The sequence below is a fragment of the Pseudomonas sp. B21-047 genome (assembly GCF_024748775.1).
Classification (GTDB): Bacteria; Pseudomonadota; Gammaproteobacteria; order Pseudomonadales; family Pseudomonadaceae; genus Aquipseudomonas; species Aquipseudomonas capeferrum.
Map to the genome: position 1 here is coordinate 459,011 of NZ_CP087169.1, position 18,963 is coordinate 477,973.

15 protein-coding genes are annotated in these 18,963 nt (G+C 63.0%); 4 read left to right on the plus strand and 11 right to left on the minus strand.

Features of this window, described 5'->3' with window-relative positions:
* Position 1: 1 nt before the first annotated feature.
* The 10 genes from LOY26_RS01995 to LOY26_RS02040 form a co-directional block, all read right to left on the minus strand.
* Entirely contained in the window at positions 2-1,570 is a 1,569-nt protein-coding gene (locus LOY26_RS01995) for a SpoVR family protein (protein ID WP_033703057.1), read from the minus strand.
* Positions 1,567-2,838: a YeaH/YhbH family protein gene (locus LOY26_RS02000; RefSeq protein ID WP_033703056.1), complete on the minus strand. Its 1,272-nt coding sequence runs from the start codon at positions 2,836-2,838 to the stop codon at positions 1,567-1,569. The genes LOY26_RS01995 and LOY26_RS02000 overlap by 4 nt, the downstream gene beginning before the upstream one ends.
* A gap of 141 nt (positions 2,839-2,979) precedes the next feature.
* Entirely contained in the window at positions 2,980-4,902 is a 1,923-nt protein-coding gene (locus tag LOY26_RS02005) for a PrkA family serine protein kinase (RefSeq protein ID WP_027594382.1), read from the minus strand.
* Between the two features lie 283 nt (positions 4,903-5,185).
* A complete protein-coding gene (glpE, locus tag LOY26_RS02010) occupies positions 5,186-5,515 on the minus strand; it encodes a thiosulfate sulfurtransferase GlpE (protein ID WP_047583863.1) in 330 nt (109 codons plus the stop codon).
* 14 nt (positions 5,516-5,529) lie between these two features.
* Entirely contained in the window at positions 5,530-6,396 is an 867-nt protein-coding gene (locus LOY26_RS02015; RefSeq protein WP_258714340.1) for a symmetrical bis(5'-nucleosyl)-tetraphosphatase, read from the minus strand.
* Positions 6,396-6,776 (minus strand): Co2+/Mg2+ efflux protein ApaG, encoded by a 381-nt coding sequence (apaG, locus tag LOY26_RS02020; RefSeq protein ID WP_033703052.1) that lies wholly within the window; start codon positions 6,774-6,776, stop codon positions 6,396-6,398. The genes LOY26_RS02015 and apaG overlap by 1 nt, the downstream gene beginning before the upstream one ends.
* A gap of 154 nt (positions 6,777-6,930) precedes the next feature.
* Positions 6,931-7,731 (minus strand): 16S rRNA (adenine(1518)-N(6)/adenine(1519)-N(6))-dimethyltransferase RsmA, encoded by an 801-nt coding sequence (gene rsmA / locus LOY26_RS02025; protein WP_033703051.1) that lies wholly within the window; start codon positions 7,729-7,731, stop codon positions 6,931-6,933.
* A complete protein-coding gene (pdxA, locus tag LOY26_RS02030) occupies positions 7,728-8,717 on the minus strand; it encodes a 4-hydroxythreonine-4-phosphate dehydrogenase PdxA (RefSeq protein WP_033703049.1) in 990 nt (329 codons plus the stop codon). The genes rsmA and pdxA overlap by 4 nt, the downstream gene beginning before the upstream one ends.
* Positions 8,714-10,033, minus strand: coding sequence for a peptidylprolyl isomerase SurA (gene surA / locus LOY26_RS02035; protein ID WP_033703048.1), 1,320 nt, complete (start codon positions 10,031-10,033; stop codon positions 8,714-8,716). The genes pdxA and surA overlap by 4 nt, the downstream gene beginning before the upstream one ends.
* A complete protein-coding gene (locus tag LOY26_RS02040; RefSeq protein WP_186658704.1) occupies positions 10,014-12,854 on the minus strand; it encodes an LPS-assembly protein LptD in 2,841 nt (946 codons plus the stop codon). Before LOY26_RS02040 ends, surA begins: the two co-directional genes overlap by 20 nt.
* Positions 12,855-12,984: 130 nt before the next feature.
* Here LOY26_RS02040 and LOY26_RS02045 point away from each other — a divergent pair, with 130 nt between their 5' ends.
* From LOY26_RS02045 to LOY26_RS02055, 3 genes are read left to right on the plus strand one after another with little or no spacing between them, the layout of a single operon-like run.
* A complete protein-coding gene (locus LOY26_RS02045) occupies positions 12,985-14,004 on the plus strand; it encodes an aminoglycoside phosphotransferase family protein (RefSeq protein ID WP_033703045.1) in 1,020 nt (339 codons plus the stop codon).
* Entirely contained in the window at positions 14,001-14,672 is a 672-nt protein-coding gene (murU, locus tag LOY26_RS02050; RefSeq protein ID WP_033703044.1) for an N-acetylmuramate alpha-1-phosphate uridylyltransferase MurU, read from the plus strand. Before LOY26_RS02045 ends, murU begins: the two co-directional genes overlap by 4 nt.
* Before the next feature lies 1 nt (position 14,673).
* Entirely contained in the window at positions 14,674-15,438 is a 765-nt protein-coding gene (locus LOY26_RS02055) for a TerB family tellurite resistance protein (protein ID WP_033703043.1), read from the plus strand.
* Between the two features lie 42 nt (positions 15,439-15,480).
* Here LOY26_RS02055 and LOY26_RS02060 read toward each other — a convergent pair whose 3' ends face one another.
* On the minus strand, positions 15,481-16,479 hold the full coding sequence (locus LOY26_RS02060; protein WP_258714341.1) for an alpha/beta hydrolase family protein: 999 nt from the start codon (positions 16,477-16,479) through the stop codon (positions 15,481-15,483).
* 95 nt (positions 16,480-16,574) lie between these two features.
* Here LOY26_RS02060 and LOY26_RS02065 point away from each other — a divergent pair, with 95 nt between their 5' ends.
* A complete protein-coding gene (locus LOY26_RS02065) occupies positions 16,575-18,962 on the plus strand; it encodes a PAS domain S-box protein (protein WP_258714342.1) in 2,388 nt (795 codons plus the stop codon).
* The last annotated feature ends 1 nt before the right edge of the window (position 18,963 follow it).

The following is an 18,963-nucleotide window of genomic DNA, read 5'->3' on the forward strand; positions in this document are numbered from 1 at the left end:
GCTAGAGGTGGTGGATGACGGCCAGGTCCATGCGGCCATAGTCGGCGCTTTCGCCATGCTCACCGCGCGGAGGCATGTGATGGGTCTTCATGACCTGGTCGCCTTGTACGGTCTCCAGGTGAATGTCGAAGCCCCACAGGCGGTGCAGGTGCTTGAGCACTTCCTCGGTCGAGTCGCCCAGCGGTTTGCGGTTGTGTTGTTGGTGGCGCAGGGTCAGCGAGCGGTCGCCGCGGCGGTCGATGCTCCAGATCTGTACGTTGGGTTCACGGTTGCCCAGGTTGTATTGGGCCGCCAGTTGTTCGCGGATGAACCGGTACCCTGCCTCGTCATGGATAGCGGGTACCAGCAGGTCATCACGCTGGTCGTCGTCAAGAATGCTGAACAGCTTGAGGTCGCGGATCACCTTGGGCGACAGGTACTGCAGGATGAAGCTCTCGTCCTTGAAGCTGCTCATGGCGAACTTGATGGTCGAGAGCCAGTCGCTGCCGGCAATGTCGGGGAACCAGTGGCGATCTTCTTCGGTTGGGTTTTCGCAGATGCGGCGGATGTCGGTGTACATCGCAAAGCCGAGTGCATAGGGGTTGATGCCGTTGTAGTACGGGCTGTCGAAACCTGGCTGGAACACCACGCTGGTGTGCGACTGCAGGAACTCCATGATGAAACCGTCGGTGACCAGGCCCTCGTCGTACAGGTCGTTCATCAGCGTGTAGTGCCAGAAGGTGGCCCACCCTTCGTTCATCACCTGGGTCTGGCGCTGCGGATAGAAGTACTGCGCTATCTTGCGCACGATGCGCACCACTTCGCGCTGCCAGGGTTCGAGCAGGGGGGCGTGCTTTTCGATGAAGTACAGGATGTTTTCCTGAGGTTCGGCGGGGAAGCGCGCATCATCACGCTCACCACCCTTCTCCGCGCCCTTGGGGATGGTGCGCCACAGGTCGTTGATCTGCCGTTGCAGGTGCTCTTCACGCTCCTTCTGCCGGCGCCGCTCCTCCTCGGCAGAAATGGGGTAGGGGCGCTTGTAGCGGTCGACACCGTAATTCATCAGCGCGTGGCAGGAGTCGATGAGGTCTTCGACGGCATCGATGCCGTGGCGCTCTTCACACTGGGCGATGTACTGCTTGGCAAACACCAGGTAGTCGATGATCGAACTGGCATCGGTCCAGGTGCGGAACAGGTAGTTGCCCTTGAAAAAGCTGTTGTGGCCATAGCAGGCATGGGCGATCACCAGTGCCTGCATGCACATGGTGTTTTCTTCCATCAGGTAGGCGATGCACGGGTCGGAGTTGATCACGATCTCGTACGCCAGGCCCATCTGGCCCCTACTGTAGGACTTTTCGGTACTGAGGAACTGCTTGCCATAGGACCAGTGGTGGTAGCCCAGCGGCATGCCTACCGAGGCATAGGCATCCATCATCTGTTCGGCGGTAATCACTTCGATCTGGTTGGGATAGGTGTCCAGGGCGTAACGCTCGGCCAGGCGGCTGATTTCCCGGTCGTAGGTCTGGATCAGGTCGAACGTCCATTCGGACCCGGTGGAAATAGGTTGGCGTTTCTGAGCTCTGGCGGTCATGTGGCTAACCTGCGCTGGAAGAGTTCACGGAAGACCGGGTAGATGTCGCCGGCCGATACCAACTGCTGCTGGGCGAACGTGTCGGGAAAGCCTTCGCCGATTCGCTCGTACTCGTACCACAGCGCCTGATGCTCACGGGGGGTGATCTCGACGTAAGTGTAGTACTGCACGTGCGGCATGATCTGCTTGGAGAGGATCTCGCGGCAGATCGGCGAGTCGTCGTTCCAGTTGTCGCCGTCGGAGGCCTGGGCGGCATAGATGTTCCAGTCACTGGCCGGGTAGCGCTCGGCCATGATTTCCTGCATCAGCTTGAGCGCGCTGGAGACGATGGTGCCGCCGGTCTCCCGCGAATAGAAGAACTCTTCCTCGTCCACTTCCCGCGCACTGGTGTGATGGCGGATGAAGACCACTTCGATGCGGTCGTAATTACGCTTGAGGAACAGGTACAGGAGGATGAAGAAGCGCTTGGCGATGTCCTTGGTGGCCTGGGTCATGGAGCCGGAGACGTCCATCAGGCAGAACATCACCGCTTTCGAACTGGGGTTGGGCTGCTTGACCAGCAGGTTGTACTTGAGGTCGAAGGTGTCGAGGAAGGGCAGGCGGTTGATGCGTGCCTTGAGCCGTTCGATTTCTTGCTCGACTTCCTGGATGTCGGTGAAGTTGTCAGGTTCCTCGACCTTCAGGCGGTCGAGTTCTTTCTGCGCTTCGCGCAACAAGGCACGGCTGCTGCCGGTCAGGGCAATACGCCGGGCATGGGCCGAACGCAGGGTGCGAACGATGTTGATGCGTGATGGGTTGCCTTCGTTAGCAATACCGGCACGTACAGTCTTGAAGGTGTCGGCACCGGTCAGGTGGCGTTTGACCAGGTTGGGCAGTTCGAGGTCTTCGAACATGAATTCGAGAAACTCTTCCTGGGTGATCTGGAAGACGAACTCATCCATGCCCTCGCCAGAGTTGCCGGCCTTGCCGCGGCCACCGCCGCCGCCGCCACCCTGGGGCCTGGGGATGTGTTCGCCGGCGGTGAATTCCTTGTTGCCAGGGTGCACGATGGTCTGCTTGCCGCCACGACCGTGGTGCAACACCGGTTCATCGATGTCCCGTCCCGGAATGCTGATCTGCTCGCCATGCTCCATGTCCATGATGGAGCGGCGGCTCACGGCCTCTTCGACGGCCTTTTTGATGTGCTCACGGTAGCGCCGCAGAAAACGCTGGCGGTTGACCGTGCTCTTGTTCTTGCCGTTCAGGCGTCGGTCGATTACGTAGCTCATGGTCCCTCCGGTGACTGGATGCAGCTACAAGCCACGAGCTTCAAGCTGCAAGAAAGAGCAGCCACCGCGGCTGCAAGCTGTGGCGTAGACAGAAGCGCCGACGCCGGGCAGCTTGCAGCTTGCGGCTAGAAGCTTGCCGCTTTATTGCGATTTCCTGACCCGCAGGTACCATTCCGACAGCAAGCGCACCTGCTTGTCGGTGTAACCACGCTCCACCATCCGGGTGACGAAGTCGTTGTGTTTCTTCTGGTCTTCCTTGCTGGCCTTGGCATTGAAGCTGATGACCGGCAGCAGGTCTTCGGTGTTGGAGAACATTTTCTTCTCGATCACCACCCGCAGTTTTTCATAGCTCAGCCAGCTCGGGTTCTTGCCGTTGTTGTTGGCGCGTGCGCGCAGTACGAAGTTGACGATCTCGTTGCGGAAGTCTTTCGGGTTGCTGATGCCGGCAGGCTTCTCGATCTTCTCCAGTTCTTCGTTGAGGGCAATACGGTTGAGGATCTCGCCGGTTTCCGGGTCGCGGTATTCCTGGTCCTGAATCCAGAAGTCGGCGTACAGCACATAGCGGTCGAAGATGTTCTGGCCGTACTCGCTGTAAGACTCGAGGTAGGCGGTCTGGATCTCCTTGCCGATGAACTCGATGTAGCGCGGTGCCAGGTATTCCTTCAGGTAGCGCAGGTAGCGTTCGCGCACTTCGGCCGGGAACTGTTCCTGTTCGATCTGCTGTTCGAGCACATACAGCAGGTGAACCGGGTTGGCTGCGATCTCGTGCGGGTCGAAGTTGAAGACCTTGGACAGGATCTTGAAGGCGAAGCGGGTCGACAGGCCGTTCATGCCCTCGTCGACGCCTGCCGAGTCCCGGTATTCCTGGATCGACTTGGCCTTAGGATCGGTGTCCTTGAGGTTTTCACCGTCGTAGACACGCATCTTCGAATAGATGTTGGAGTTTTCGGGCTCCTTGAGGCGCGAGAGCACGGTGAACTGGGCCAGCATCTTGAGGGTGTCGGGCGCGCAATGGGCCTTGGCCAGCGAGCTGTTGACCAGCAGTTTGTCGTAGATCTTGATTTCGTCACTGACGCGCAGGCAGTAGGGCACCTTGACGATGTAGATCCGGTCGATGAACGCTTCGTTGTTTTTGTTGTTGCGGAAGGTGTGCCACTCCGATTCGTTGGAGTGGGCCAGCAGGATGCCGGTGTAGGGGATCGCCCCCAGCCCCTCGGTACTGTTGTAGTTACCTTCCTGGGTCGCCGTCAGCAGGGGGTGCAGGACCTTGATCGGCGCCTTGAACATCTCGACGAATTCCATCAGGCCCTGGTTGGCCCGGCACAGCGCACCCGAATAGCTGTAGGCGTCGGCGTCGTTCTGTGGGTATTCCTCGAGTTTGCGGATGTCCACCTTGCCCACCAGGGCAGAAATGTCCTGGTTGTTCTCATCGCCGGGTTCGGTCTTGGCGATGGCGATCTGGTTAAGGATCGAGGGGTAGAGTTTGACCACCTTGAACTTGGAGATATCGCCGCCGAACTCCTGCAGGCGCTTGGTGGCCCAGGGCGACATGATGGTGTTCAGGTAGCGCCGTGGGATCCCAAACTCTTCCTCGAGAATGGCCCCATCTTCGGTGGCGTTGAACAAACCCAGTGGTGATTCGAATACAGGCGAGCCCTTGATGGCGTAGAAGGGCACTTTCTCCATCAGCTGCTTGAGCTTCTCGGCCAGCGACGACTTGCCGCCGCCTACCGGGCCCAGCAGGTAGAGGATTTGCTTCTTCTCTTCCAGGCCCTGCGCCGCGTGGCGGAAGTACGAAACGATCTGGTCGATGCATTCTTCCATGCCATGGAAGTCTTCAAAGGCCGGATAGCGCCGAATGACCTTGTTCGAGAAGATCCGCGAAAGCCTGGAATTGTTGGAGGTGTCGACAAGCTCCGGTTCGCCGATGGCCAGCAACAGCCGTTCTGCCGCCGAAGCGTAGGCGCTGCGATCCTGCTTGCACAGCTCGAGGTACTCCTGCAGCGAAAGTTCTTCCTGGCGGGTGGACTCGAAACGTTGTTGGAAGTGGCTAAAAATGCTCATGACGTCACCTCGCTCGATACGTGGAGACGACGCCGGATCAGTCAGCTGATGCTGGCATGCAACCGGGTTCGCCGATTGCTGTATACCCCCCAGAACACCCTTGAAACGCTACCGATGACCCGCACGCCGATGTACCGGCTCTCCCCTTTTTTGGATGGCCTGGGCTTAAGGATAGTTGGTAATACGCAAGGTCAAGGGCGCGAGGCCGAGAAGTTGCTCGCGACCGTTCGTCAGGTGAGCCGCAAGCCCGCATAGGGCGCGGGCTGCAGTAAAAATGAAAAAATTATTCAGCAGCGCCTTGGGCAGTCTCGCCTGGGTAGGTGGCGCGCCACAGCTCAAAGCCGCCATCGACGCTGTACACCTCCGAGAAGCCCTGGCCGGCCAGGTAGGCGGCGGCGCTCTGGCTGGAATTGCCGTGGTAGCAGACCACCAGGGTCGGTGCATCGAGGTCGGCATTGCGGATGAAATCGGCGACCGAATGGTTATCCAGGTGGGTGGCGCCGCTGATGTGGCCGGCGGCAAAAGCCTGTGGGTCGCGAATATCGACCACTACCGCACCTTGCGCGCGCAGGGCCAGGGCCTGCTCGGGAGGGATGCGCTTGAATTCGCTCATGGGTACGGTTTCCTTCAGGGCTGATCGTTGAGTCTAGTGGGTTGTGCCGGCGTGCGTATGGTGCCGTCGTCGGCGCAGTCGCAGCGATGGTATTCACCGCTGTCGACGTTATAGAGGGTCATGGCACCGCCCCACACGCAACCGGTATCCAGGGCGATGATGCCGGGCTCGTCGACGCGCCCTTCAAGGGCGGCCCAGTGGCCGAAGATGATCTTCACATGCCGCGAGCGGCGGTCCTTGTGCGCAAACCAGGGCTTGTAGCCTTTGGGGGCTGCGCCCAAGCCTTCCTTGCTCTTGAGGTCGAGCTTGCCCTCGGGGGTGCAGAAGCGCATGCGCGTGAGGTAGTTGGTGATCACCCGCAGGCGCTCGATACCTGTGAGGTTCTTGCTCCACTTGTTCGGCTCGTTGCCGTACATGCCATCGAGGTAGAGCTTGAGGCGCCCGTCGTCCCGCAGCACTTCCTCGACTTCGGCGGCAAGCTCAAGGGCTCGGCCCAGGGTCCACTGTGGCGGTATGCCGGCATGTACCATGGCGATACCGCGGGGCTCGTCGTAATGCAGCAGTTTTTGCCGGCGCAGCCAGTCGAACAGCAGGTCGGCGTCTGGCGCTTCGAGGATAGCGCCCAGGGTGTCGCTCTTTTTCAGGCGTTCGACGTTGTGCCAGGCGGCCAGCAGGTGCAGGTCATGGTTGCCCAGCACGCACACCAGCGAGTCACGGATCGAGTAAAGGAAGCGCAGGGTTTCCAGCGACTCGGGGCCGCGGTTGACCAGGTCACCGACCAACCAGAGGCGGTCGACGGCGGGGTTGAAGCGCACGCGTTCGAGCAGGCATTTGAGCGGTTGCAGGCAGCCTTGCAGGTCACCGACGGCGTAGGTCGCCATCAGTGCAGGGCTCCGGGTACCGCCAGGCGGAAGGGCGCGATCTGGGCATCGAAGCGTTTACCGTCTTCGGCGAACATCTGGTAGCTGCCCTGCATGGTGCCGACGCGGGTGCTGATGACCGCGCCACTGCTGTAGGTATGGCTCTGGCCCGGGTCGATGTTCGGTTGCTGGCCGACCACGCCGGCGCCGCGCACTTCCTCGACTTCGCCATCACCGTTGGTGATCAGCCAGTGTCGGGACAGCAACTTGGCCGTGACCGAGCCGTTGTTCTGCACGGTAATGGTGTAGGCGAAAGCGAAACGACTGTTTTCGGGGTCGGATTGTTCTTTGAGGTAGCGGGTCACGACGCTGACGTCGATCTGATAGCGGGGATCGGACATGCAAAGGCCTTGGGCGAACTGACGCAATAATGCAGTCTAGGCCATTGGCGGGGGGGAGGGCCAGCGGTGTGGTCGCGGGCAGGCATGTCAGCAGGGGTGGGGGTGGTGCCGGCCTCTTCACGGGTGAACCGCGAAGAGGCCGGTGCAGGCGCTATCAGGCTTGTTGGTCAGCCAACTGGTCTGCCAGGCGCACGAAGGCCGCCAGGTCCAGCTGCTCAGGCCTCAGGCTGCCATCAACACCAGCGGCTTCGATCGCCTGGCTGTCGAGCAGGCCTTTGAGGGTGTTGCGCAGTGTCTTGCGACGCTGATTGAAGGCTTCGCGAACGACCCGCTCCAGCAGCAGGTGGTCCTTGGCTGGGAACGGCAGCACTTCGTGTGGCACCAGGCGCACGATGGCCGAGTCCACCTTTGGCGGCGGGTTGAACGCGCCAGGGCCGACGTTGAACAGGTGTTCGACCCGGCAGTGGTACTGCACCATGATCGACAGGCGGCCCCAGTCACCGCCACCCGGGCCTGCGGCCATGCGCTCGACCACTTCCTTCTGCAGCATGAAGTGCATGTCGCGGATCAGCCCGGCGTGGCTGAGCAGGTGGAAGATCAGCGGGGTGGAAATGTTGTAGGGCAGGTTGCCGACCACCTTGAGGCTGCGCGGTGGCACGCCGAGCTGGTTGAAGTCGAACTTCAGGGCGTCGCCTTGGTGCAGGCGGAAGTTGTCACGGCCGGCGAATTTGTGCTGAAGGATCGGCACCAGGTCCTTGTCCAGTTCCACCACGTCCAGCTGTGCACCGCTGCCCAGCAGGCCCTCGGTGAGGGCGCCCTGGCCTGGGCCGATTTCCAGCAGGTGTTCACCCGCCTTGGCGTGGATGGCGCGCAGGATGCGGTCGATGATGCCGGCGTCGTGCAGGAAGTTCTGACCGAAGCGCTTGCGCGCCCGGTGTTGGTATTGCTCGTTCATGGTCGGTTCTCGGCCATCTGGTAGGCGGTTTCCAGGGCAACCCGCAGGCTGCCGGTATCAACCTTGCCGGTGCCGGCCAGGTCCAGGGCGGTGCCGTGGTCGACCGACGTGCGGATGATCGGCAGGCCCAGCGTCACATTGACGGCGGCGCCGAAGCCTTTGTACTTGAGTACGGGCAGGCCCTGGTCGTGGTACATCGCCAGCACTGCGTCGCAGTGCTCCAGATATTTGGGGGTAAACAGGGTATCGGCCGGCAGCGGTCCGCGCAGGTCCATGCCTTCGGTGCGCAGGCGGGCCAGTGTCGGTTCGATGATGTCGATTTCTTCGCGGCCCAGATGGCCGCCTTCTCCGGCGTGCGGGTTGAGGCCGCAGACCAGGATGCGAGGGTTGGCAATGCCGAACTTGTCGCGCATATCGGCGTGCAGGATGCGGGTGACACGCTCGACGCGTTCAGCGGTGATCGCGTCGGCAATCTCGCGCAGCGGCAGGTGAGTGGTCACCAGGGCCACGCGCAGGCCGCGGGTCGCGAGCATCATCACCACTTGCGCGGTGTGGGTCAGCTCGGCGAGGAACTCGGTATGCCCGGAAAAGGCAATGCCGCTCTCGTTGATCACGCCCTTGTGCACAGGGGCGGTGATCATCCCGGCGAAATGCCCGTCCAGGCAGCCAGTGCCTGCGCGGGTCAGGGTTTGCAGGACGAAGGCGGCATTGGCCTTGTCCAGCTGGCCTGCCGTCACGGCGGTGGCCAGGGGTGTATCCCAGACATACAGGCTGCCCGCAGGCGCTGGCTGGTCGGGCCAGTGATCTGGCGCTACCGGCAGCAGGTTGACGGCCAGCCCCAGCTGCGTGGCCCGCTCGGCGAGCAGGTCACGGCTGGTGATGGCAATCAGGGGGTGGGGCTGGGCGTCTGCGGCGAGCAGCAGGCACAGGTCGGGACCTATGCCGGCTGGTTCACCGGGGGTGACGGCGAAGCGCAGGGGCTTCACTGTGCAGCCTGGTCGGCGCCAGGCAGCTTGATTTCAACGTAGGCTTCGTCGCGGATCTGGCGCAGCCAGGTCTGCAGCTCTTCGTCGTACTTGCGGTTGCGCAGCACGTTCAATGCCTGCTGTTCACGCGCCTGTTCGGTGCTGTCGGTGGCGCGGCGGCCTAGCACTTCCAGGACGTGCCAGCCGTACTGGGTCTTGAACGGTTTGGTGACTTCGCCTTGGGCTGCGTTGGCCATCTGCTCACGGAACTCAGGCACCAGGCTGTTTGGGTCGACCCAGTTTAGGTCGCCGCCGTTAAGCGCCGAGCCCGGGTCTTCCGAGAAGCTCTTGGCCAGCTCGCCGAAGTCTTCGCCGTTCTTGATGCGGTCGTACAGGCGTTCGGCCAATTGCTCGGTGGCTGCGTCGCTGCGGATTTCGCTCGGCTTGATCAGGATGTGGCGTACATGCACTTCGTCACGCAGCACGTTCTCGCTGCCACCACGCTTCTCCTCGAGCTTGAGGATGATGAAGCCGTTGGGGATACGGATTGGCTGGGTGACATCGCCAGTGGCCATGTTGCTGAGCATCTTGGCGAAGTCAGGTGGCAACTGGCCGGCTTTACGCCAGCCCATCTCGCCGCCTTCCAGGGCGTTCTCGCTGGCGGAACGGGCGATGGCCAACTGGCCGAAGTCCGCGCCTTGCTTGAGCTGCTGGTAGACATCGCCGGCCTGCCGGGCGGCCGCCTGGATGGCGTCGGAGTTGGCGCTTTCCGGGGTCGGGATAAGGATGTTGGCCAGGCGGTACTCTTCCGAGAGCTGCATCTTGCCCAGGTCCGAGTTGAGGAAGTTTTTCACTTCCTGCTCGGAAACCTGAATGCGCTCGGCCACACGGCGCTGGCGCACGCGGCTGATGATCATCTCGCGCTTGACCTGCTCGCGAGCGTCGTCGAACGACAGGCCATCATGGGCCAGGGCCGCGCGGAACTGGTCCAGCGACATGCCGTTGCGCTGGGCAATGGTGCCGATGGCCTGGTTCAGCTCCTCATCGGTGATGCGGATGCCGGAACGCTCGCCGATCTGCAGTTGCAGGTTTTCGACGATCAGGCGCTCGAGCACCTGCTGTTCCAGGGCGCTGGTCGGTGGCGCGCCGGCGCCACGTTTGGCGATGGTTTGCTGAACTTCATGGACGCGCTGGTCCAGTTGGCTCTGCATGACCACGTCGTTGTCGACGATGGCCACCACGCGGTCCAGGGGTTGTACCGCGGCATGCACCGCGCCACTCAGCAAAGCGGCGCCCAGCAACACTGGGCGCAGACGATCAATAAGCTTGGTCTTCACGTGTACGGTAACCTTGAATGCCTTCGTCGAGGAAAGATTCGACCTTGTTGCCCACTACACCACCGAGGCCTTTCAGCACGATCTGCAGGAAGATACCGTGGTCGCCTTTTTCGTTCGCTGGAAGGGCTTGGCTGAAGTCGTCGTAGTCGATCCAGTAACGGTTGATCAGGCGCAGCTTCCAGCAGCAGTTGTCATACTCGAAACCGCCCATGGCTTCCAGGGTGCGGTTGCGGTTGTAGTCATGCTGCCAGCGAGCGATGACGCTCCACTGCGGAACGATCGGCCAGATGACCGAGAAGTCATGCTGCTGGATCTTGTAGTAGTCCTTGATGTAGTTCTCGCTGCCTGGCACACCGTAGTCGCCGCCGCCCACTTTCCAGGTACCGGTCTGGGAGTCGTAGGAGATGGTGTCGTTGCGGTAGCGATAACCGAGGTTGACCACCTTGTTCGGGTTGTCTTCAGGCTGGTAGTGGAACATCGCGCTGCCCGAGCGGGTGCTGCGGCTGTCCGGGTCCCAGTTGAAGTCCGAATTGAAGCGCCAGTCGCGGTTGAACGCATAGTTGTACACCAGGGCGTACGGCGAAACGTCGGCCTGCGAGTCGGCGCGGGTCTTGTAGTTGATACCCGGCAACTGGACCTTGCGATCCTTGAAGTAGTAGGCCTGGCCGATGCTGAAGCTCTGCCGCTCGAAGCCGTCGTCCTCGATCCAGCGCGTGGTCACGCCCAGCGACAGTTTGTTCTCGTCGCCGATGCGGTCGGTGCCGCTGAAGCGGTTGTCGCGGAACAGCGAGTCGTAGCTGAACAGCGTTTCACCCGAGTCGAACAGCGGGATGTCCTTCTGGTCCTTGTACGGGACGTAGAGGTAGAACAGGCGCGGTTCAAGGGTTTGCTTGTAATTGGTGCCGAACATCGAGGTGTTGCGGTCGAAATACAACCCGCTGTCCACGCTGAAGATTGGCACGTCACGGTTCACCGTGCCGCTGTAGCTGCCGTAAGCTACCGGATCAGCTGCCTGCAGCCTGATAGCGTCGGCCTTGCCTTTGCTGTCCAGGTCGAGATCGTAATGGGTGTAGGCGTACTTCAGTTTCGGCGTCAGGTAGCCGTAGCTGGCTTCCATCGGCAGGCTGATCGATGGCGCGAAGTTCAGGCGCGTACCGTTGGCACGGGCGATACCGGCAATGTTCTGGTCAAGCCGTCGGCCGCCCAGCACTTCTCCGGTAATCGGGTCCGTTACAACGCCAGCAGTTCTGTCTGGCACGCCGTCCTTGTTGAATACCAGGTCGTCTTTCAGATCCCGATCAAAGCGAACCGCTTCAGTCTCATAAGCAAGGTTCAGCCCACCCGGCTCGAACGGCAGTTTACCGTTGAAGGTGATCTGCGGCAGGCGGTCATACGGCGTGATCTGCGAGATGGTCGCCATCTCGTAGGCATGCACGTTCAACCGCGCGGTGTAGCTGTCGCCACGGTAGGTCAGGGCGCCCTGCTGGTTGAGCAGGTCCTGGGTCTCTACGCCGATCTGGTCGGATTCGAGGTCCTGGAAGTAGAACGGGTCGCTGATGTCGGTGTAGTCCACCTCGGCCATCAGGCGCTCGTCCAGGCCACCCTTGTGCTGCCAGTTGACCATCCAGCGCTGTTCTTTGTAGTCAGTCTGGTCTTTACGGTCGTCGTTCTTGTCGTTCAGGTACGCGCCGCCGAACTGGCCTTCGCTGGACGGGGTCAGGTAACGGAACTCACCTTCCATCAGCAGGCCGCGCTTGGTCATGTAGCGCGGGTACAACGTGGCGTCATAGTTGGGCGCCAGGTTGAAGTAGTACGGGGTGACCAGCATGAAGCCGGTGTCGCTGCTGCTGCTGAACGAGGGCGGCAGGAAGCCGGACTGGCGACGGTCGTCGATCGGGAAGTAGATGTACGGTGTGTAGAACACCGGGAAATCCTTGACCCGCAAGGTGACGTTGGTCGCCGTGCCGAAACCGGTGGCCGGGTTCAGGGTGATGTTGTTGCCCTTCAGCTGCCAGGCGTTGCTGCCCGGTTCGCAGGTGGTGTACGTACCGTCCTTGAGACGGATGATGGCGTTTTCGCCACGTTTGGCGTACAGGGCGTTGCCGCGGATATGCGACTTGTGCATCACGTATTCGGCGTTGTCGACCTGGGCTTCGCCCGTGTCGAGCTGGATCTGCGCCTCGTCACCGACCACCAGCGAGCCGTTGTCACGGATCTTGACGTTGCCCTTGAGCTCGCCACGGTTCTCGGTCTGGTAGAGGTTGGCCTCGTCGGCCTCGGCCTGCATGCTGCCCTGGCGCATCACCACGTTACCGGCGAGGGTAGCGATCTGCTGCTCCTGCTGGTACTTGGACACCTTGGCATTGATGTAGGTCGGCGACTCGTCCTTGGGCGTGGTGTCGGCCATGCCAGGGCGGGTCGGCTCGATGTACGCGCCACCGCAGTACGGGCCGGTTTCGGCCAGCTGGGCGGCGGTGAGCTTGTCACGCGGGACCCAGTCGAGGTGGCTGTAGTCTTCGCTGCGCGACTTCAGGCCACGGCCCTTGGCCTCGGTGACCAGCATCGGCTTGTCCGCGGTTTCGGCTTCGCCCGCCTGGGCTTCGGTACCGGAACTGAGGGCAGCACCCTCGTGCACCGGACGCGGCGGCAGGTTGTTGACAGGCGCCTTGGGCTTGCAGTCCCAACCACCGGAGGCGGACACTTGGCAGTCGAACTGTTCGGCTGCCACGACGTACGACGTGGCCAGAGGTTGCAGGGCCAGCAAACCGCCGGTGACCAGCAACGGAAACTTTCTACGAAACGCGGGGGATTTCAATGCCATCTTATTAGTCCGGGCTTCCTGCGTGCCATCTGCCCGCGTGTGGGGCCGCACGCCTCTCGATGGTCTGAAAAAGATGCTGGATAATAAAGCATGACCCGCTTGACGGCTAGGGCCGTCGGAGACCCTTGTAATGCCTGATCACGATGTACGCTTGCAACAACTGACTGTCTGGCTCGATGAGCAGCTCAACACTATTTTCCAAAACAACGCCTGGGGCGAAGTGCCAGCAGGCAGCCTGACTGCCGCCAGCAGCGATGCGAGCTTCCGCCGCTACTTCCGCTGGCAGGGCGCAGGCCATAGTTTCGTGATCATGGATGCCCCCCCGCCGCAGGAGAACTGCCGACCGTTCGTCGCCATCGATCACCTGCTGGCCAGTGCCGGCGTGCACGTGCCGGTGATCCATGCCCAGGACCTGGAGCGCGGTTTCCTGCTGCTGGGCGATCTGGGCCACCAGACCTACCTGGACATCATCGATGGCCAGAATGCCGATGGCCTGTTCAGTGATGCCATCGATGCGCTGCTGGCGTTCCAGCGCCTGCCGATGGACGCGCCACTGCCGAGCTACGACGATGCCCTGCTGCGCCGGGAAGTCGAACTGTTCCCCGAGTGGTACGTCGGGCGAGAGCTTGGCCTGGCCTTCAGCGAGGCTCAGAAGGCCGCCTGGCAACGTGTCAGCCAGGCGCTGATCGACAGTGCCCTGGCCCAGCCCAAGGTGCTGGTGCACCGCGACTACATGCCGCGCAACTTGATGCACAGCACGCCAAACCCAGGCGTGCTGGACTTCCAGGACGCGGTCTACGGCCCGGTCACCTACGACATCACCTGCCTGTTCAAGGATGCCTTCCTCAGCTGGCCGCAGGCCCGGGTAGACGGCTGGCTGCGCAATTACTGGCAAAAAGCGCAGGCTGCCGGTATTCCCGTGCAAGCCGATTTCGAGGCATTTCAGCGCGCCAGCGACCTGATGGGGGTGCAGCGTCACCTCAAGGTGATCGGCATCTTCGCCCGCATCTGCCACCGCGATGGCAAGCCGCGCTACCTGGCGGACGTCCCACGTTTCTTCGCCTATATAGATGAAGTGATCGGTCGCCGTCCCGAATTGGCGGAGCTGGGCGAGCTGATTGCCGAACTCAAGGCCGGAGCACAGGCATGAAAGCGATGATCCTGGCAGCGGGCAAGGGCGAGCGCATGCGCCCCTTGACCCTGCACACGCCCAAGCCACTGGTGCCGGTAGCAGGCCAGCCGCTGATCGAGTACCACTTGCGCGCCCTGGCGGCAGCCGGTGTTACCGAGGTGGTGATCAACCATGCCTGGCTGGGCCAGCAGATCGAGGACCACCTGGGTGATGGCAGCCGTTTCGGCCTGAGCATCCGCTATTCGCCCGAGGGCGAACCGCTGGAAACCGGCGGCGGGATCTTCAAGGCACTGCCGTTGCTGGGCGAGGCGCCGTTCCTGCTGGTCAATGGTGACGTCTGGACCGACTACGACTTCACCCGCCTGCAGGCGCCGCTTGCGGGCCTGGCGCACCTGGTGCTGGTAGACAACCCGGGGCATCACGACCGTGGCGACTTCCGCCTGGCTGGCACGCAAGTGCTGGATGGCGATGAAGCGCCGGGTACCTTGACCTTCAGTGGCCTCTCGGTGCTTGACCCCGCGTTGTTCGAGGGTTGCCAGCCGGGGGCTTTCAAGCTGGCGCCTTTGCTGCGCCAGGCCATGGCGGATGGCAAGGTCACGGGCGAGCACTACCGTGGCCATTGGGTCGATGTCGGCACGCTGGAGCGCCTGGCCCAGGCCGAGCGCCTGATCGGCGAGCGCGCCTGAGATGTGGTGGCCAAGCACGGTGATTGGTGCCGGCGCCGGTTTTGCCGTCGCCAGCATCCCCGGCGCCTTGCTCGGCGCTCTGCTCGGGCAGGCCATGGACCGGCGCCTGCGGGTGCGTGGCTGGGAGGACATGCGCGAGCGCCTGGGCGGGCGCCCGGCCCTGCGCGACGAGGAGTTGCTGTTCGTGCTGCTCGGCAGGTTGGCCAAATGCGATGGGCGGGTGGCCGAGCAGCATATCCAGCAGGCGCGCCAAGAGATGGTACGCCTGGACCTGGCTGAGGCGGCCCGGCTGCGGGCCATTGCCGCGTTCAACCGTGGCAAGGCCGGCAAGGACCGGCTGGCCGGCCATCTGCGCCGTATCCGCCAGCAGCCGCATGCTGCAGAAGGGACCTTGCGTGCTTGTTGGCGCATGGTCTGGGCCGACGGCAAGGTTGGCAGCAAAGAGCGCGAGATGCTGTTGGACTGGGGGCAGAAGCTGGGTTTGAGCCGGCGCCAGGTGCAAGCCATGTCGCTGGAGTACGAGCCGCGCAAGGCAGGGCTGGACGGTGGCACCATGACCTATGCGGCGGCCTTGCGACTGTTGGCGGTCGAGGCTGATACCGAGGGCGACAAGGTCAAGCAGGCCTATCGCCGGCTGATCAGCCGGCATCACCCGGACAAGCTGGCGGGTAGCGGCGCTACGGAAGCCCAGGTGCGCGAGGCGACCGAACGGACCCGTGAGTTGCATCAGGCGTATGGGCTGATTCGCAAGCGGCGGGGGTTGTAGTCAACAGCCGAGGGCCGCACTACGGCCCCCGGCAGCTTGTAATCAGTCTTGCGGGTTCAGCCACCCGCGCACCCGGCGGAACAATTGCTCCTGTTCAGCGGCCTTGTTGCCAGGCATGGCAATCAGCGACAACTGCCGGTACTGGCTGTCCTTCTGCCGCTTGCTGGCCTGCAGGCGCAATGCTGCAGCACGGCGATCACCGGTGCGGGTGGCGTAATACAGGTCGGCGGTCGGCACCTTGAGGGTGGGGGCCAGGCTTTCCAGGTCATGTTCCACCCGTGCCGGCGTCTGCGCGGCGATCATCACCAGTTTCTGCACCTGTGCGGGTTGCTTCTCGCTCAGGTAGCGGGCCGCCCAATACGCGCCACTGCCATGGCCGATCAGCACGATGCTGCGCGCGTCATGCTGTTGCGCGTAGGCCACCGCGGCGTCGAGGCGGGCGAAGATGCGTTCGGCATCGGCAGGGTCGTTCTGCTCGCTGGCCTGCTCGGCGTCGGTGCTTTCTGCGGCATCGGCATCGGCGGCTGTCGCCTGGGCGACGTTGGCGTTGGCATCGGTCGGGGTGTCCTTGGCTGGCGCACTTTCGCCGTTGTCGTTGGCCGGTGCCTCGGTGGGCTTGGCTTCAACCCGCGCCTGCGGGCTGTCGGCGAGCAGGTCGGGCAAACTTACGCTCAGGCTGTGCCAGCCGACGTCGGGGAACTTGCGCCGCAGCGGGCCGACGGCGTTCGGCCAGTCGGCCGTCTCACCGGCACCGGGCACGATGATTACCGCACCTTGCGGGTCGTTGCTGTTGGCCGGTTTCCACAGTGCCAGAAAGCGCTCGGCGCCTGCCTGCAGGGTTTGCTGCTCGGCCTTGGGCACCAGGCGCTCCAGGGCCTGGGCGTCTTCCTGGCTGCGTTCCAGCAGGGGTGGCCGGGTGGCCTCGACGGGCGCGGCTTCGGTGGTGGTGGAAGGTTTTTCAGCGTCGGCGGCCATGGCGCCGAGCGGAAGGATCGAGGCTAGGCAGCACAGTGCCAGCGTCGTGCGATAAAGTGTGGACATGCGTCAACCCAAGGCCAGAATGATACCGGCAGCCTAATAGTATTTGCCCGTGACGGCCATGCTGCATGGCCGCCCTTGCCAAGACGAGCGTGTAGATGAAGCGAATGCGTCGCCTGTTGGTTATCGGCTGCTTGTGGCTACCCTTGATCGCGCTGGCAAGGCCCGAGGCAGTGCCGAGCGTAGCCCTTGAACCCGCGCAGCAGCAGTGGCTGGAGGCGCATCGCAGCCTGCGGGTCGGCCTGGTGTTGCAGGCGCCGTATGCGCAGTTCGACCGCCGTCTGCAGCAACTTTACGGGGCCAATGTCGAGCTGGTGAGCGCGTTGGCCCAGGCGCTGAGGCTGGACCTGACCTGGCGTAACTTCGCCGATCAGGCCAGCCTCGAACACGCCTTGCGGGCCGGCGAAATCGACTTCGCCCCCGGCCTTACCCAGACCCCGGCGAGCCTGCGGCTATGGCTGTTCAGCGACCCGTACATGCGCGTGCCGCAACTGGTGGTCGGCCCGCGCACGGGCGCCATGGCGGTGGAGCTGGAAACGCTCGAACCCGACCAGCGCGTCGCCGTGCGCATGCCCAGCCCGTTGGCGGATTACCTGCGTAGCAACTACGGCAACCTCAACCTGCAAGGCGTGCCCAACGAGCGCGAGGGGCTGCAGTTGATCGTGGGTGGCCAGGCCAGTTACGCAGTGCTCGATGAAGCCCAGCTCAGCCGGCTGTCGCGCGAGAGCGAGTTCGGCGAGCTGGCGGTGGTCGGCGATATCGGCTTGCCGCAACTGCTGCGGGTGGGCTCGCGGCGTGACTGGCCGCTGTTGGCCGACGTGCTCGAACGGGGCTTGCAGGCCATCCCGGCCAAGGCGCTGGAGCAACTTCACCAGCGCTGGCTGCAACCCAAGTACCCGCGTTTGAGTGAGTCGGCCGGCTTTTGGCAGAACCTCGCCTTGCTGTTCGGCCTGTTGCTGCTGTGCGCGCTGGCCACGCTGACCTGGCAGCGCCGGCAACAGCGCCAGCTGGAACGCAGCCTGCTGGCAACGCGCGAGAACCTGGCCGAACGCCAGGTACGTGAAGAGGCGCTGCGCCTGAGCCAGTTCGCCATCGACCAGAGCACCGTGGGTATCCTGTGGGTCAACTGGGACAGCCATGTGCGTTACGCCAACCATGCCGCAGAGCGCATGCTGGGCTATGGGCAAGGTGAGTTGCTGGAGCGCCCGCTGATCGACTTCGAGCCTAACCTGAACATGGACCGCTGGCTGGAACTATGGCGGGGCGCGCGCGCGGGCGGCGGCGGTGTGGGGCAGTTCGAGACCCGCTGCCTGCGCGCGGACCGCAGCTTGCTGCCGGTGGAGCTGTCGTTGAGTTTTCTGCGCTTTCGCGACGCCGAGTACCTGGTGGTGTATATCGCCGATGTCACCGAGCGCCACCGCGCGCTGGCCGCGCTGCGCGAAAGCGAAGCGCGGCTCAAGGGCATCGCTGGCAACGTGCCGGGGCTGGTGTTTCGGCTGGAGCGTGACCCGGCCGAGGGCGACCTGGAGTTCCCCTACATCAGCGAAGGCAGCGAGGCGTTGGTTGGTTATGCACCCGCCGAAATCCAGCACCCGCAGATGGGCCTGCGCAATCTGGTGCACCCCGAAGACCGCAGCGACTATCACCGGGTGCAGGACCTGGCCCTGGCCAGCAACCAGGACTGGTCATGGCAGGGGCGCATCCTGACGCGCCAGGGTGAACAGCGTTGGGCCGACATCAAGGCCAGTACCCGGCGCCTGGCCGATGGCCGGGTGGTGTGGGACGGTATCGTCTGGGACATCACCCAGGGCAAGCGGGCAGAACTGGCGCTGGCGCGCTCGCAGGAGCAGCTGCGCGAGTTGTCGGCGCACCTGGAAAGCGTGCGCGAGGAAGAAAAGGCCCGTATCGCCCGTGAGGTGCACGATGAGCTGGGGCAGATGCTGACCGTGCTCAAGCTTGAGGTGTCGATGTGTGAACTGGCCTTTGCCGAACTCGACCCAGGGCTGAACGAGCGCTTGTCGAGCATGAAGCGCCTGATCGCCCAGCTGTTCCAGCTGGTGCGCGACGTGGCCACGGCACTGCGCCCGCCGATTCTCGATGCCGGCATCGCCTCGGCCATAGAATGGCAGGCGCGGCGTTTCGAGGCGCGTACACAAATCCCCTGCCTGGTGCAGGTACCGGATAATCTGCCAGCATTGAGTGATGCCAAGGCCATCGGGCTGTTTCGTATCCTGCAGGAGGCGCTGACCAACGTCATGCGCCACGCGCAGGCGCACAGCGTGGAGATCGAACTGGTGCGTGAGCATGGGCAACTGCGTATGACCGTCAGCGACGACGGCAGCGGTTTTTGCCGCGACCAGACCCGGCCCACCTCGTTCGGCCTGGTGGGCGTGCGCGAACGGGTGCTGATGCTGGGGGGCAGCATGACGCTGGACAGTGAACCGGGCGAGGGCACCAGCCTGAGCGTGGCCATTCCGTTGGAGTAGG

Coding starts and splice junctions, on each gene's coding strand:
- LOY26_RS01995 (WP_033703057.1), bottom strand. CDS start 1,570: ATGACCGCCAGAGCTCAGAAACGCCAACCTATTTCCACCGGGTCCGAA.
- LOY26_RS02000 (WP_033703056.1), bottom strand. CDS start 2,838: ATGAGCTACGTAATCGACCGACGCCTGAACGGCAAGAACAAGAGCACG.
- LOY26_RS02005 (WP_027594382.1), bottom strand. CDS start 4,902: ATGAGCATTTTTAGCCACTTCCAACAACGTTTCGAGTCCACCCGCCAG.
- glpE (WP_047583863.1), bottom strand. CDS start 5,515: ATGAGCGAATTCAAGCGCATCCCTCCCGAGCAGGCCCTGGCCCTGCGC.
- LOY26_RS02015 (WP_258714340.1), bottom strand. CDS start 6,396: ATGGCGACCTACGCCGTCGGTGACCTGCAAGGCTGCCTGCAACCGCTC.
- apaG (WP_033703052.1), bottom strand. CDS start 6,776: ATGTCCGATCCCCGCTATCAGATCGACGTCAGCGTCGTGACCCGCTAC.
- rsmA (WP_033703051.1), bottom strand. CDS start 7,731: ATGAACGAGCAATACCAACACCGGGCGCGCAAGCGCTTCGGTCAGAAC.
- LOY26_RS02040 (WP_186658704.1), bottom strand. CDS start 12,854: ATGGCATTGAAATCCCCCGCGTTTCGTAGAAAGTTTCCGTTGCTGGTC.
- LOY26_RS02045 (WP_033703045.1), top strand. CDS start 12,985: ATGCCTGATCACGATGTACGCTTGCAACAACTGACTGTCTGGCTCGAT.
- murU (WP_033703044.1), top strand. CDS start 14,001: ATGAAAGCGATGATCCTGGCAGCGGGCAAGGGCGAGCGCATGCGCCCC.
- LOY26_RS02055 (WP_033703043.1), top strand. CDS start 14,674: ATGTGGTGGCCAAGCACGGTGATTGGTGCCGGCGCCGGTTTTGCCGTC.
- LOY26_RS02060 (WP_258714341.1), bottom strand. CDS start 16,479: ATGTCCACACTTTATCGCACGACGCTGGCACTGTGCTGCCTAGCCTCG.
- LOY26_RS02065 (WP_258714342.1), top strand. CDS start 16,575: ATGAAGCGAATGCGTCGCCTGTTGGTTATCGGCTGCTTGTGGCTACCC.